At 68.7% G+C, this 14,105-nt stretch carries 13 protein-coding genes; 3 read left to right on the top strand and 10 right to left on the bottom strand.

What is annotated here, in order from left to right:
* Nucleotides 1-32: 32 nt before the first annotated feature.
* Nucleotides 33-1,415 (bottom strand): NAD-dependent malic enzyme, encoded by a 1,383-nt coding sequence (locus LX88_RS07930; protein ID WP_093605471.1) that lies wholly within the window; start codon nt 1,413-1,415, stop codon nt 33-35.
* A gap of 162 nt (nt 1,416-1,577) precedes the next feature.
* Nucleotides 1,578-1,763, bottom strand: coding sequence for a hypothetical protein (locus LX88_RS07925; RefSeq protein WP_258947103.1), 186 nt, complete (start codon nt 1,761-1,763; stop codon nt 1,578-1,580).
* A gap of 86 nt (nt 1,764-1,849) precedes the next feature.
* Here LX88_RS07925 and LX88_RS07920 point away from each other — a divergent pair, with 86 nt between their 5' ends.
* Both LX88_RS07920 and LX88_RS07915 read left to right on the top strand, forming a co-directional pair.
* Nucleotides 1,850-4,102 carry a helicase-associated domain-containing protein gene (locus tag LX88_RS07920; protein WP_258947102.1) on the top strand — a complete coding sequence of 751 codons (2,253 nt, stop codon included), beginning with the start codon at nt 1,850-1,852 and terminating at the stop codon, nt 4,100-4,102.
* Between the two features lie 120 nt (nt 4,103-4,222).
* Nucleotides 4,223-4,528, top strand: a complete 306-nt coding sequence (locus LX88_RS07915; protein ID WP_258947101.1) for a hypothetical protein — start codon at nt 4,223-4,225, stop codon at nt 4,526-4,528.
* A 153-nt stretch (nt 4,529-4,681) separates the two neighbouring features.
* Here LX88_RS07915 and LX88_RS07910 read toward each other — a convergent pair whose 3' ends face one another.
* From LX88_RS07910 to LX88_RS07895, 4 genes are all read right to left on the bottom strand, one after another.
* Nucleotides 4,682-5,287 carry a GTP-binding protein gene (locus tag LX88_RS07910; RefSeq protein ID WP_093605474.1) on the bottom strand — a complete coding sequence of 202 codons (606 nt, stop codon included), beginning with the start codon at nt 5,285-5,287 and terminating at the stop codon, nt 4,682-4,684.
* On the bottom strand, nt 5,268-5,867 hold the full coding sequence (locus tag LX88_RS07905; protein WP_258947100.1) for a DUF742 domain-containing protein: 600 nt from the start codon (nt 5,865-5,867) through the stop codon (nt 5,268-5,270). The genes LX88_RS07910 and LX88_RS07905 overlap by 20 nt, the downstream gene beginning before the upstream one ends.
* Before the next feature lie 201 nt (nt 5,868-6,068).
* Nucleotides 6,069-6,488, bottom strand: a complete 420-nt coding sequence (locus LX88_RS07900; RefSeq protein WP_030470879.1) for a roadblock/LC7 domain-containing protein — start codon at nt 6,486-6,488, stop codon at nt 6,069-6,071.
* Nucleotides 6,485-9,811, bottom strand: coding sequence for a nitrate- and nitrite sensing domain-containing protein (locus LX88_RS07895; RefSeq protein WP_258947099.1), 3,327 nt, complete (start codon nt 9,809-9,811; stop codon nt 6,485-6,487). The genes LX88_RS07900 and LX88_RS07895 overlap by 4 nt, the downstream gene beginning before the upstream one ends.
* A gap of 484 nt (nt 9,812-10,295) precedes the next feature.
* Here LX88_RS07895 and LX88_RS07890 point away from each other — a divergent pair, with 484 nt between their 5' ends.
* The gene (locus LX88_RS07890) at nt 10,296-11,273 is read left to right on the top strand and encodes an ABC transporter substrate-binding protein (RefSeq protein ID WP_258947098.1); all 978 of its coding nucleotides are present in this window, start codon (nt 10,296-10,298) and stop codon (nt 11,271-11,273) included.
* 58 nt (nt 11,274-11,331) lie between these two features.
* On the opposite strand, the gene LX88_RS07885 is transcribed toward LX88_RS07890, so the two are convergent.
* The 4 genes from LX88_RS07885 to LX88_RS07870 form a co-directional block, all read right to left on the bottom strand.
* The gene (locus LX88_RS07885; RefSeq protein ID WP_258947097.1) at nt 11,332-12,144 is read right to left on the bottom strand and encodes an LppU/SCO3897 family protein; all 813 of its coding nucleotides are present in this window, start codon (nt 12,142-12,144) and stop codon (nt 11,332-11,334) included.
* 85 nt (nt 12,145-12,229) lie between these two features.
* The gene (locus LX88_RS07880; RefSeq protein WP_258947096.1) at nt 12,230-12,634 is read right to left on the bottom strand and encodes an LppU/SCO3897 family protein; all 405 of its coding nucleotides are present in this window, start codon (nt 12,632-12,634) and stop codon (nt 12,230-12,232) included.
* Nucleotides 12,635-12,976: 342 nt separating this feature from the next.
* Nucleotides 12,977-13,459 (bottom strand): LppU/SCO3897 family protein, encoded by a 483-nt coding sequence (locus LX88_RS07875; RefSeq protein ID WP_258947095.1) that lies wholly within the window; start codon nt 13,457-13,459, stop codon nt 12,977-12,979.
* Nucleotides 13,460-13,509: 50 nt separating this feature from the next.
* Nucleotides 13,510-14,097, bottom strand: a complete 588-nt coding sequence (locus LX88_RS07870) for an LppU/SCO3897 family protein (protein ID WP_258947094.1) — start codon at nt 14,095-14,097, stop codon at nt 13,510-13,512.
* Nucleotides 14,098-14,105 lie beyond the last annotated feature (8 nt).

Raw genomic sequence — 14,105 nt, 5'->3', positions numbered from 1 at the left:
TGACCCGCGTGAACGGCCCGTGCCGAAATCCCTTAGGAAGTCGCTGCCTTGCGCACCGCTTCTGCCACGGCCGGGGCGACGGTGCTGTCGAAGACCGACGGCACGATGAACGACGCGTTGAGCCGGTCGCCGTCCACCACGTCGGCGATGGCCTGCGCGGCGGCCAGCAGCATCGCGTCCGTGATGGTGCGGGCGTGCGCGTCCAGCAGGCCGCGGAAGACGCCGGGGAACGCCAGCACGTTGTTGATCTGGTTCGGGAAGTCCGAACGGCCGGTCGCGACGACGGCGGCGTGCTGCTGGGCCTCCATCGGGTCGATCTCCGGGTCCGGGTTGGCCAGCGCGAACACGATGGCGTCCTTCGCCATGGTCGCGACCTGGTCCGCGCCGAACAGGTTGGGAGCGGAGACGCCGATGAACACGTCCGAGCCGACCAGCGCGTCGTGCAGGCGGCCGGACTCGTTGCCCTTGTTGGTCGTCGCGGCGATGGACTTCAGGTTCGAGTCCAGGCCGGGGCGGTCGCGGTGCACGATGCCGTCGACGTCCACGGCGATGATGTCGCCGGGCTCCTGGGCCTGCAGCAGGCGGATGATCGCGGAACCGGCGGCGCCGACGCCGCAGACCGTGATGCGGCAGTTCTTGATGTCCTTCTTCACGACGCGCAGCGCGTTGCGCAGAGCAGCCACCACGACGATCGCGGTGCCGTGCTGGTCGTCGTGGAACACCGGGATGTCGAGCTTCTCGCGCAGGCGGGCCTCGATCTCGAAGCAGCGCGGCGCGGAGATGTCCTCGAGGTTGATGCCGCCGTACACGGGAGCGATGAGCTCGACCGCGCGGATGATCTCCTCGGTGTCCTGGGTGTCCAGGCAGACCGGCCAGGCGTCGACGCCGGCGAACTTCTTGAACAGCGCGGCCTTGCCCTCCATCACCGGCAGGGCGGCGGCGGGGCCGAGGTTGCCGAGACCGAGCACGGCTGATCCGTCGGTGACGACGGCGACGGTGTTGCGCTTGATGGTCAGGCGGCGCGCGTCGTCCGGGTTCTTGGCGATGGCCTCGCAGACGCGGGCGACACCCGGCGTGTACGCGCGGGAGAGGTCGTCACGGTTGCGCAGCGGCACTTTGGACGCGATCTCGATCTTGCCGCCGAGGTGCACGAGGAACGTGCGGTCCGACACCTTGCGGACGACGATGCCGGGCAACGTCTCCAGCGTGTCGGTGATGTCCTTGGCGTGGTTGGCGGACAGCGCGTTGCACGTGAGGTCGATGACGACGCGGTCGTTGTGCGACTCGACGACGTCGAACGCCGTGATCACACCGCCGGCGCGGCCGACGGCCGAAGTGAGGTCACCCGCGGCGCTCGCTGACGGCGGCGCCTCCAGACGAACGGTGATCGAGTAACCAGGGCCGGGGACCGGCATCGTCGTCCTCCCACGAAGTACAGCTCAAGCGGGAAACGAGCCTATCCCCGGGCCCTTTGCGGTACTCACCCGACTCGGCGAGTTTTAAGCCGCCCCTGACAAACGCACGCGGGGACCTTTCGTACCGACATGCGGTACGAAAGGTCCCCGCGTGCGATCAGGTCAGGACTTGTTGATCTCGGTCACCGGGTGCTTGTACGGGAGGTCCTCCGGCGGCAGCGGGAACGTCACCGTGCCGAACGGGGAGAGCGCACCCTGCAGGTCACTGGTCAGTTCGGTGACGGGATGGCTGCCGTCCGCACCCTCCGGCCAGTGCGGGTCGACCCGTCCCGGGCGTCCTTTCGCCACGTTCTCCTCCTCGGTGGTGCCTGCTGACGGGCACAAGTGTGACAGAGCACGATGTCATCTCCGGCGACCCATATACCGTGGTGAGAATGTCCGGCATCACACTCGCCGACTGGCTGCGCGCCCAGGACGACGTCGCTCTCGTCGCGCTGCTGCGCGCGCGCCCCGATCTGGCAACGCCCCCACCTGCCGATATGTCCGTGCTCGCGACACGGGTCGGCACCAGGGCGTCGATCGCGCGTGCCTGCGAGGACCTCGACACCTTCACGCTGACCGTGCTCGAGGCCCTGGTCGTGCAGGGTGCGGACGCCGGGCCCGTGGCGTTGCCCACACTCGCGCAGATCCTCGGTCCGGACGTGAAGCCCCGTCCGCTCAAGCAGGCGGTCGCGAGGCTGAGGTCCCTCGCCCTCGCCTGGGGCGACGACGACGCGCTGTCGGTCCCGCCGCTCACGCGCGAGGCGTTCGGCGCGTATCCGGGTGGCCTGGGCCGCGGGACCGGGCAGACCTACGACCTGGGCGGCATCACCGAGGGCGAGCAGCGGGTCCTGCAGAAGCTCGCCTCCGGACCGCCCATCGGCGACACCAAGGACGCCTCCCGCGTCGTGCCGCTCGACAAGGCCGAGACGCCCGTGCAACGGCTGCTCGCCCGCGGTCTGCTGCTGCGGCGCGATCCCGGCACGGTCGAACTGCCGCGGGAGATCGCCCTCGAACTGCGCGGCGACCGCCCCCTGGGCCCGATCCAGGTCACCGAGCCGAAGCCGAAGACCACCACGTTCCAGCAGAGCAGCGTCGACGCGACCGGTGCGGGTGAGGCCCTGGAGCTCGTCCGGCACGTCGAGAACCTGATCGCGAGCTGGTCTGCCGAACCGGCGCCGGTGCTGCGGACGGGCGGTCTGGGCGTCCGCGAGCTGCGCAAGGCCGCCAAGGACCTCGACGTCGACGAACGCCGCGCCGCGCTGCTGATCGAGCTCGTGGTCGGCGCGGACCTGGCCGCGAACACCGAGGCCGCGGAACCCGAGTGGGTGCCGACGACCAAGGCCGACGTGTGGCTCGCCGCGACCACCGAGGTCCGCTGGGCCACGCTCGCGCACGCCTGGCTCGACCTGCCGCGGCTGCCCGCGCTGATCGGCCGCCGCGACGAGAAGGACAAGCTCTTCAACCCGCTCGCGGACGAGATCCGCCGTGCGCAGGCCCCGCGCGACCGGCGGTGGATCCTGGAGTCGCTCGGCGCGTTCCCCAAGGGCACCGCGTTCTCGACCGCGGCCGACCTGGCCACGGTGCTCGGCTGGCGGGCACCGCGCCGGGGCGGCAGGCAACGCGACGAACTGGTGCGCTGGACGGTCGAGGAGGGCACCGCGGTCGGCGTGCTCGCCCTCGGCGCGATCACCAGCGCGGGCCGCGTGCTGCTCGACGAGGGTGCCGGCCACGCCGCGAAGTCCCTCGGCGACGCCCTGCCCGCGCCGCTGGACCACGTGCTGGTGCAGGCCGACCTCACCGTCGTCGCCCCCGGCCGCCTGGAACCGGACCTCGCCGACGAGCTGGCACTGGTCGCGAACGTCGAGTCGGCCGGCGGCGCCACGGTCTACCGGATCAGCGAGGCCACCGTCCGGCGCGCCTTCGACGCCGGACGCACTGCCGACGAGCTGCAGGAACTCTTCAAGACCCGCTCGCGCACACCCGTCCCGCAGTCGCTGACGTACCTGATCGACGACGCCGCGCGCCGCCACGGCAGGCTGCGCGGCGGGGCGGCGGGCTCGTTCCTGCGCTGCGACGACCCGGTGCTGATCAGCGAGGTCCTCGCGCACCCGGAGGCCACACGGCTGGAGCTGCGCCGGATCGCCCCGACCGTGCTGGTCAGCCCGTTGCCGCTGGCGGAGGTGCTGGACGGGCTGCGCTCGGCCGGGTTCGCCCCGGCCGCGGAGGGCCCGGACGGCCAGGTCCTGGACCTGCGGCCGGGCGGCCGCCGGACCACGCCGAGGCAGCGCAGTGCCCGCAAACCGGTGTCACCCGCCGTGCACGCCGACGAGCGGTTGGGTGAACTCGTCCGGCTGGTCCGGGCCGGTGATCGTGCCGCCGCGACACCACGGGGTGAACGGATCTCCGTTCCCGGGCACCTCGGCGCCGGTCCGTCCGCGACCCTGTCGTTGCTCCAGCAGGCCGCACGGGCGCGCCGCAGCGTGCTCGTCGGGTTCGTCGACTCGCACGGCACGGCGGCACAGCGCGTGATCGAGCCGCACGTCGTCGGGGGTGGCGTGCTGGAGGGCTACGACCACAGCTACGGAGAGGTGCTCAGGTTCCCACTCCATCGCATCACGTCGGCGGCGTTGGTGGACGAGGCCTGACGGTCCGTCGTCCCCCTTCGGGGGTCCGCAACCACACTTCAGTGGGCGCGCCGCGACCTAGCGTCGATTGACGTGGACGTACCCGAGACACGTCCGCCATCGACCTAGGAGGACTCCACAATGGTCAGCACACGGCCGGCGCTCCAAGTCGCCGCCACCCTCACAGCCCTGGCCTTCGCCTTGCCGTTCTCGTCCGGCACGGCGGCGGCCGCCCCGATCACGCAGGACGACAACGCCGCCCACGTCCAGGTGGACACCGCCCCCAGGATCGACGACATCGGGGTCGGCCTCGGCCTCGGGATCGGCATCGGACACCACTGGCACGACTGGGACGACGACGACTGGGATGACGACTGGCACCACGGTCATCACGGTCTGCTCGACGGGCTCTTCATCGGCCTAGGTGTCGGCCTGTACATCGGCTGACGGCGGCAGCGGCGAAGAACGGCGAAGGGACGACCGGTTGAACGGATGACGACCGAGCTTGATCAGACCGCAACGACGAGGCGAGCGCCGTACCCGAAGGTGGCGCTCGCCTCGTTCAGTTGTGCGTGCGGTCGTACTCCGGCGGAAGGAGTATCAGCCCGCGCGGACGGACATCCACTGGCGCATCGCGTGCTCCACCAGCGTGATGAGCGTCTGCTTCGTCGACTGCCGGTTGCGCGCGTCGCAGGTCACGATCGGCACCGACTCGTCGATCGTCAGCGCTTCGCGCACGTCCTCCAGCCTGTGGTGGAGGAGGCCGTCGAAGCAGTTGACGCCGACGACGTACGGCAGCTGCCGGTCGTCGAAGAAGTCGATCGAGGCGAACGCGTCGGCCAGGCGGCGGGTGTCGACCAGCACGATGGCGCCGATGGCGCCGCGTACCAGGTCGTCCCACATGAACCAGAACCGGTGCTGACCCGGTGTACCGAAGAGGTACAGGATCAAATCGCTGTCGAGCGACACACGGCCGAAGTCCATCGCGACGGTCGTGGTGACCTTGTTGGGCGTGGCGGAGAGGTCGTCCACCCCCGCGCTGGCCTCGGTCATCACCGCCTCGGTGGTCAACGGGACGATCTCGGACACCGAGCCGACGAACGTCGTTTTGCCCACACCGAAGCCACCCGCCACCACGATCTTGGCAGACGTCGTCGGCTTCCGTGCGCCCTCGGCGCCCTGGGGACTAGAGCTTGCGAAGCCCACTGAGCACCCTCTCCAGGAATTCCATGGAAGGCCGGTCCCCCACGACCAGACCGCCCTGGTGAATCAAAACCAAACCCATGCTTGCCATGTCGCCGATCAACACCCGCACGACGCCAAGTGGCAAGCGTAGGAGTGCCGCGACCTCGGCCACCGACCGCGTGTCCACACACAGCCCGCAGATCGACCTGTGCTCGGGAAGTACTGCGGCATCCCGTTCGAGGCCCTTTTCGCTGGTCGAAATCAGCGCCTCGATAGCAAGGTCGTAGTCGGGTCGTGTGCGTCCACCGGTGCGTGTGTAAGGCCGCACCAGTGAACCCGAGTCCGCAGAAGCATTCTCCTCCGGACGCACTTGAGGCTGCGCACCGGTGCTGTACGCCGGTTGGCCGCCAGTGCTGTAGACCGGATGCGGACCGGTCGTGTACGGCAGTTGCTCCGGCACCGCCTCCGGCATCTCGTGCTGGCCGAAGAGGTCCGCGCCGGGGCCACCGAACAGCCCGGAGCCGTACCCGTCTATGTCGAACCGGTTCGGCACGTCGTCGTACGGATACGACGACGAGTCGTCCACCTCACGCTGAGACATATCGCCTAGCCCTTGCCCTGTAACCCGCTCATCGTGGGGCGCGTCCTCGGTTTCCTCTGGTTCTTGGGGTATCGCGTCAGGCTCGTCGAACTGAAACCCGCCAGAAGCCCACTCCTGGTAGTTGAAGTTCCTACCGAAGCCCCGGCCTCTAGCGCCAGATCTACCAGCCATTGGTTCTCACCCCTGAACTTCAGATGAGGTCTAGCGACGGACCACGCCCTGAAGCTGCGCGCGCAGCTCAGGGGTGAGTTGTTGACCGACTCTCTCCACCAACAGCGTCATCTCGTAGGCCACGAGGCCGATGTCGCAGTTGGGTGCCGCCAGGACGGCAAGGCAAGAACCGTCACTGATCGACATGAGGAACAGGTAGCCCCGCTCCATCTCGACGACCGTCTGGTTGACCCCGCCTGCTTCGAAGCAGCGGGCAGCACCCTGGGTGAGGCTGACCAGTCCGGACGCGACCGCGGAAAGCTGCTCTGCACGGTCCCGGGGCAGGCCCTGGGATCCCGCGAGCAACAGCCCGTCCGCGGACACCACAACGGAATGTGCCACTCCGGGCACCCTCCGCACGAAGTCGGTGATAAGCCAACCAAAGCTGCCTGGCTGCGCTGCGGTCGTCACTCCTGCTCCTCGTTCTGCCGGCTCGATTGGTCACCAGCGTATGCCTCGATCAATGCGTGCCGGCCTCGCTTGACACCACTCTGCAGGCTCGACATCCGTCCGCGCACCGCGTCTGCGGTACGGGGCGGCAGCGGCGGGCGCTGCGCTGTCGACGTCAGGGACTGCGGCTTGGGTGCTGCAGATCCTGGCACGAGCTGAGCCTTGGGTGTCCGTTTCGGCAGTCCTGCCGTGGTCTTCGTATCCGGCGTCTTGTTCAACAACGCCTGAGCCGCGTGCCATCCCTCATCGGCAGGCGATTGCCAAGCCGACTCGGAAGTAGGTGCCGCCGCTGGAGTCTCCTCCACAACGGGCTCGGGTTCCACAACTCGCTCCTGCTCGGCGGGTGCGGGTACTTCCTCGGCCGCCGGCTGGACCTTCGAGCGCGGCGTGCGCACCGGAAGACCAGCGGCCGACGTGGTGGTGGGTGCCACCGCCGGTACAGGCTTGCGAGATCGGGTCGGCAGCTCCGGTTCGGGCCCGTCCGAGAGCGGCGGGATCGTCGGGGGCTCGTCGATGTACTCGACAGAGCCCTTGTCCGTCCCTCCGAGCTTCGACGCGACGTGCCCGTTGGTGGCGGCCGGTGCGTCGTCCTCAGCGGTCGCACGGACCGGCTGGGCCGTCGAGGCGGACGTCTCACTGCCCACGGCCTGGAACCACTGCGACAGGACGGCCTCGTAGATCGGGAGGCGTTCGGTCGGGGCGTCCAGGTCGTGCTCGATCTTCTTGCGCGAGGCTTCCGAGGTCCCGTTGCGGTGACCCATCCCGATGTCGAGACGACCCTCGTCGGCCGAGGCGCGTGAGATGCCGTTGGACGAGACGGGCTCGTCCTCGATCGGCGGGATCGGCACGAACTGGGTGGTCTCGTAGCCCGGCTCGAAGGAGATCTCGCCGGCCTCCTCGTTGCGGTCCTCGTAGGCCGTGAAGAGGGTGGACTCGAACGAGCTCTCCGGGTCGACCGCCGCGAGCTGGTCACGACGCCACCGCTCGGACGGCGTCGCGTCCTCGATCGGCGGGTCGCTGTACACGGGGATCGCCGTCGCGCCCGCACCGGTGTCGGTGAGCGAGCTGGGCACGAAGTTGACCGGGATGCCCGGGTTGCTCGGGCTCGACTCGTCGATCCGCGGCGTGACACCGGTCGCACCGCCGAAGGCGCCGGCGATGCCGCTGGCCCTGACCGCGGTGGTGCCGATCTCCGTCGTGTGCTCGGACGGCGGCATCGGCATCGGCATCGCCGGTGCCGACGCGGTCGGCGACATGCCGAACGCGGAGGCCAGCGAACCGGAACCGGACGGCGGGGTCGAGACCGGCGCCTGGCCGGGGATCGCGGTGAGCGTCTCCGGCACGATCACCAGTGCCGTCGTGCCGCCCTCGATGTCCTCGTTGCCGCGCAGGCGGACCTTGATGTCGTGGCGCTTGGCGAGCCGCGCGACCACGTACAGGCCCATCCGGCGGGAGACGGCGACGTCGACGTCCGGCGGGTCGGCCAGCCGCTCGTTGGCGTCGATGATCTCCTGCTCGCCCATGCCCACGCCGCGGTCCTGGATCTCGATCGCCAGCTCGCCCTTGCGGGTCTTCGCCGTGCGAACGGTGACCTTGGTGACCGGGTCGGAGAACGCCGTGGCGTTGTCCAGCAGCTCGGCGATGAGGTGCACGAGGTCGTTGACCGCGCGGCCCTGGACCGTGAGGTCCGGGGTCTGACCGACCTGCACGCGGGCGTACTGCTCGACCTCGGAGACCGCGGCGCCGAGGACCTCGGCGGCCGGGACGGGCCGGGTCAGGCGCCGCGAGAGGTCCGTACCCGAGAGGACCAGGAGGTTCTCCGAGTTGCGGCGCATGCGGGTCGCGAGGTGGTCCAGCTCGAACAGCGAGGCCAGCTGGTCCGGGTCCTGCTCGTCCTGCTCGAGCCGGTCGATCAGGTTCAGCTGGCGCTCGACCAGGGCCTGCGAACGACGTGACAGGTTGACGAACATCGCGTTGACGTTGTCACGCAGGAGGGCCTGCTGGGCGGCCAGTCGCACCGCTTCACCGTGCACCGCGTCGAACGCGCGCGCCACCTGACCGATCTCTTCCCGCGTGTGCACCGGCACCGGCTCGACGGCGGTCTTGGCCGCGTTCTCCGGGTTCGGGTCCGCGAGGATCCGCTCGACCGCGTCCGGGAGACCGTGGTCGGCGACGTCGAGGGCCGTGCGGCGCAGCGTGCGCAGCGGGTTGAGGATCGAGCGGGCGACGAACAGCGCCATCAGCAACGCGAGCGCGAGGATCACGAGCACGATGCCGGACTCGACGTACGCCCTGGTGCGCGTGTCGCCCGCCAGGTCGTCGGTCTTGGTCTGCAGCTGCTCGACCAGCAGGTTCTCGACGTCACGGGTCAGGTTGACCGTCAGCGTGGCGGCGATGTCCCACTTCTCGGGCGTGACCTGCGTGAAGTCCTTCTGGCCCGCCTGCTGGTTGATCGCCGATTCCTGCATGTCGTTCGCGTTGTCGACGATGAGGCCGGTGACGGTGTCGTCGTAGATCTTGGCCTGCTCGGGCGTCGCGGACTTGCGGAAGTCGTTGCGGGCCGCTTCGAGCTCGGCGTCCGCCGCCTGCAGCGATCGCAGCTGGGACGGTGTGAACGCCTTGCGCTGGAAGACGTCCAGGAGGATCGCCCGCTTGAGCGACTCCTGCTCCTTGATGCGCGCGATGGCGTTCGTGGTCAGGTGCAGTCGCACCAGTTCCGGGTCGTTGATCTCGGAGATCGTCTGCTCACCGAGGGCGAGGAGCGTCTCGATGGACTCCGAGTAGGTGCGCTGAACGGCCTCGGCGGGGTACTGCGTGTCGCGCACCGAGTTGCGGAGGCTGTTCAGGCGGTCGAGCTGCTTGGCCGCGACCTGGAAGCGCTCGACGGCAGCCGAGTTCAGGTCGGAGCTGAGCTCGGCGATCCTGTTGCTGAACGCCTCGCTCGTGTCGTTCACGCGGCGCAGCTGCCGCTCGAGGACGACCCTGTCGACCTTCTTGTTCGACGCGACGTAGCTGACCGACAGGTCGCGTTCGCGCTGCAGCTGCTGCACCAGGTCCGCGACCGCGGTCTCGAGGCGGATCTGGTTCGCGAGGTTGTTGAACTCCGTCGCGGCCTGGAGGTCGCTGCGGACTCGCAGACCACCCAGGGCGAGCGCACAGACCGTCGGGATGAGCAGAACGGCGAGCAGCTTCGTGCGCAACCGCCAGTTGCGCAGGCGCCAGCCCGCGGATCGGGTGGATCCGGGGCCGGAGTCGTGCTTCACCGGGTCCGGTGTCACGTTCATCGGTCCGTTACCCAGCGCAGCCAGTCCGTCACCCGATTCGGGCCTTTCGGAGCGTGTGGTGTCACCCACGCCAAACTGGCTGGGACCTCTCTCACGTCGGGCCACTCTGGGCTTCCTCTTCCAGCAGCAGTGTCCCGGTCTCTCCCCAGGACCGAGCATGGACTCGTCAAACGGGCCGAATTGCAGCACAGAGGTCGTTCGCCCGGTGAGGCGCCCTACCCCGTCTGAAGACACGTCGGTCTACTACGACCAGTGCCACCCGAGCCGGAAGGGTAATGGTCACCCCCACCCTGGGGGAAGTCTCCAGAAGCACTCACCGTATCGGGATGGGGTGTCGTTTCATACGTTCAGGTGGTTAACATCCCCGGTTGTCGGCATGCTTCGCCTCCGTCGGAACGCCCAGTTGGGGCTGCGGAGGACCCGGTCTGTAACGACACTCACTGATCAAATCGATGCTACTTAAGCCCTACCGGCGAGAGGTGCCATGGCTACCCGAGCCACAGCCCTGCGGCTAGCTGCAGTGCTCATCACGTGTGTCCTGACCGCGAGCTGCGGCCTGTTCGGAAGTTCGTCGAGCGGCGGCGACGCGGACGTGGAGCGCAACGTCATCCGCATCGGCGTGCTGCCTGTCGTCGACGTGGCCCCGTTGCGGATCGCGCTGACCGAGAAGCTGTTCGAGAAGGCCGGCCTGCAGGTCAACCTGGTCCCCCAGCCCACCGAGGCAGAGGCCATCAAGCAGCTGGACACCACGCTCGACCTCACGTGGGCGACGCACGTCAGCCTCTTCCGCGCGGTCGCCGAGGGCACCGAACTGCAGCTGCAGGGTGAGGCCTACCAGGCCGGCCCGAACTCGATGGCGCTGGTCGCGGACTCGAAGTCGGACTACGACGACCCCGGCGCGAAGTCGGCTCCGACCATCGCCGTGAACAGCGAGACCGACATCGGCGCGCTGACCACGCGTGCCGTGCTGGACACCGCCGCGGTCGAGAAGCAGAAGATCAAGTTCAAGCCGATGGCGTTCGCCGACATGGAGGCCGCGCTGACGGCCGGCCAGGTCGACGCGGCGTTCATGATCGAGCCCTTCATCACGAAGGCGCAGCGCAAGATCGGCGCGAAGATCGTCACCGACACCGCCCGCGGCCCGACACTGGACTTCCCGATGTCCGGCTACGCGTCGTCGAAGAAGTTCGCCGACGCGAACCCGAAGACGCTGAAGGTGTTCCGGGACGTGCTGCGCGAGGCGCAGCAGCGCGCGCAGGCCAACAAGCTCGCCGTGCAGGACTCGCTGACCAGCTACGCGGACGTCGACGCACCGACCGCGGCCCTCGTGTCGGTGGGCACGTTCCCGCTGTCGCTGAACCCGATCCGGCTTCAGCGCGTCGCCGACATGATGGACACCGAGGACGTGCTTTCCGGGCGTCTGGACGTGCAGCAGCTACTACCACCCGGCACGACGAACTAGTTGTTCCTCGGCATGAGAAATGGCGGACCGGAGAACCGGCCCGCCATTTTTCGTGCGATCACTGGCCGCCGGCGGCCGAGATGCAGTAGGTGATGCCCGGCGCGGGTTCCGCGTAGGCGATGGCCGTCGCCTCACCGCAGTCCGCGGTCGCCGCCCTGACGACCTTCTCGACCTTCAGGACCTTCTGGACGGCGAACTCGTTGTTGCCCTTGGAGCAGTCGACGGGCTTCATGCCCTCCATGTTCATCTTCACGAGCTCTTCCTCGTAGCACTTGCCCTCTTCGAGCTTCTCGACGAGGCAGAGCTTCAGCGACGAGCTGCGGCGGCCGGACTCGGTGTACTCGGCGTAGTCCTCGCTCGGGCACGCCTCCGACGTGGACTTCATGACCTTGGCGATGAAGTAGTTCGCCTCGGCCGCGGAGCAGTCGACCTTCTTGTACTTCGGGCTGAACGTGGTGCCCGTGACGCTCGCGCAGTCGCCCGCCTTGGCCGACGGCTCGGTGATGGCGCTCAGGCCACCGCTGATCAGGGCCTTGACCAGGAAGCCGACGCCGATGAGCACGACGATGCTGACGATCGAACCGATGATCTTGCCGGCGCCGCTCTTCTTGGGGGGCGGGCCGTAGGGCATCGGCTGGCCCAGGGGCTGGCCGGGCATCTGGCCGGGAGGCGGGCCGTACTGGCCCGGCTGCTGGGCGTACGGGTCGCCGGGCTGGCCGTAGGGCTGACCGGGCTGGCCGGGGTAGCCCTGCTGGGGCGGCTGACCGTACGGGTTGGGCTGGCCGGGCTGCTGGCCGTACGGCTGCTGCGGCTGTCCACCGGGAGGCGGTCCGTAAGGCCCTGGCTGCTGGGGGTAGTTGGGGTCGGTCACTGGATTCCTCTCGGATGAGTCACGCGAAAGACAGCGAAACCGGAGCCGTGGGGACACGACTCCGGGTTTCGCTGGATCAAGCCTGTTACGCGGGTGCCCCAAGGCAGTAGTGCAGCTTCGCCTCGGGGAAGGACTGCGGCTCCTCACCCTCCGCGCACTGCGGCGCGGCGGTGTCCTTGACGGTCTTGGTCACCTTGAAGGCGGCCGACCCGCCGCACTCGACGGCCTTCGCGCCGACGCCACCGGTGTTCTCGGCGTAGCACTTGCCCTCGGCGAGAAGCGGCGCGAGGCACAGCTTCGTCTTCGGGCCGCGGCGCTGCGACTGCGTGTACTCGTCGTAGCCCTTGCCGCACACCTCGCTCGTGCCGCCGGCCTTGCCGACCGTGTAGTTCGCCTCGGCGGCACCGCAGTCGACCGGCTTGTACTCAGGGGCTGGTCGACGTGCCGGAGACGGCGGCGCAGTCGCCGGCCTTCGCCTGCGCGACGTCACTGCTGAAGTAGTTGAACGCGTAGAACGCGCCGCCGACGACGATCAGGCCGACGACGTAGGTCAGGATCCGCTTGCCGATGCTCGACTTCTTCGGCGCGGCTCCTGCGTGGGCTCCGGCGCTGACGCGGGCGAAGCGGATTCAGTCGTGCTCATGCGGTTCTCTCATTTCCCAAATACCCCAGATGGCCCATGCCCCCCGACACAGCCGGAGCAGACAGTGCCATGTGGCGCAGCAAAGCGCTGGAGCTTTACGGAAACGTTACGGCGAGAACCTGACGGGCAGCGGACGGCTTCCGTCCACAAGGGATCGGCGACCGTCAGTGCTGTCCGATCCGGACGGAGTCACTGCTTCTGGCCGCCGCGCTCCAGGCAGAAGGTGATCGCGGGCTCGGGGAAGACCGCCGCGCGCGAGTCGCCGCAGACGGTGCGGTCGGCCTTGCCGCTGAACACCTTGGCGACCTTCACCGAGTCCTTCGTGGAGCAGTCGACCTTCGCGATGCCGCTCTCGGGGTTCTGGCCGTAGCAGGCGCCCTCGACGAAGTTCGGCATGAGGCACAGAGTGGCGTCGCCCGTGTACGTCGAGTAGTCCATGCCGCCGGACGGGCAGGCCTTCTCGTTCCAGTCGAGGACCTTGGCGATCTTGACGTTCGCCTGCTCGGAACCGCAGTCGAGCGCCTGGTAGGTCGGGTTGTCGAACGCGCCGGAGATCCGCGCGCAGTCGCCCGCCCGCGCCGCCTCGGCCACGTCGCCGAGCTGGTTCACGACGAACCCGCCGAGCAGCAGGAACGCGAGGACAGCGGCGATACCCAGGCCGACCTTCTTCATGGCCTGGGTATCGGCGTCAGAGAGGGGTCAACTCAACCGAGTTCACCCGATCAGGATCCTTCGTGGACACCCATGCAGTAGACCGACGCCGGCTCGCTGAACCGCAGCTCGCTGGAGCCCTCGGGGCACACCGAGCCCTCCTCGGGCAGCCCGTCGACCTTCTTCACGATCTTCACGGGCGACTCCGTGGTGCAGGCCTCCTTCTTGAAGGCGCCGTCGTCGCTCGACGTGTAGCAGTTGCCCTCGGCGAGGTTCGGCATCAGGCACATCGACTTGTCGCCGCCCGACTGCATCTGCTCGTAGATGCCCTCGGCGGGGCACTGGTCCTCGGCGTTGGCCAGCACGGCGGCGACCCGGTGCGTGGCAGCGGCGTCGTCGCAGCTCTTCGTCGAGATGTTCCAGTCGCCGTCCGGCTTGTCCACGTCCTTGGGCGAGGCGCTGACGCAGTCACCGACACCGGTGCTGTTGAGTGCCGTCAGCGCCCACACACCGCCGCCGACGAGCACGACCGCCAGCACACCGACGATGGCGAACTTCAGCCAGCTGTTCTTGTTGGGCGACTCGTCGGTCTCGGTCTCCGCGGGTTCCGGGGTCACCACGGCCGGCGGCTCGACGGGATCAGTCGACTCGGTGCTCATGGGCGAGA

Source organism: Lentzea californiensis (genome assembly GCF_024648825.1).
GTDB lineage: Bacteria > Actinomycetota > Actinomycetes > Mycobacteriales > Pseudonocardiaceae > Lentzea > Lentzea californiensis.
Note: the sequence above shows the minus strand (reverse complement) of the source record. Positions and strands in the feature narration are given on the sequence as shown.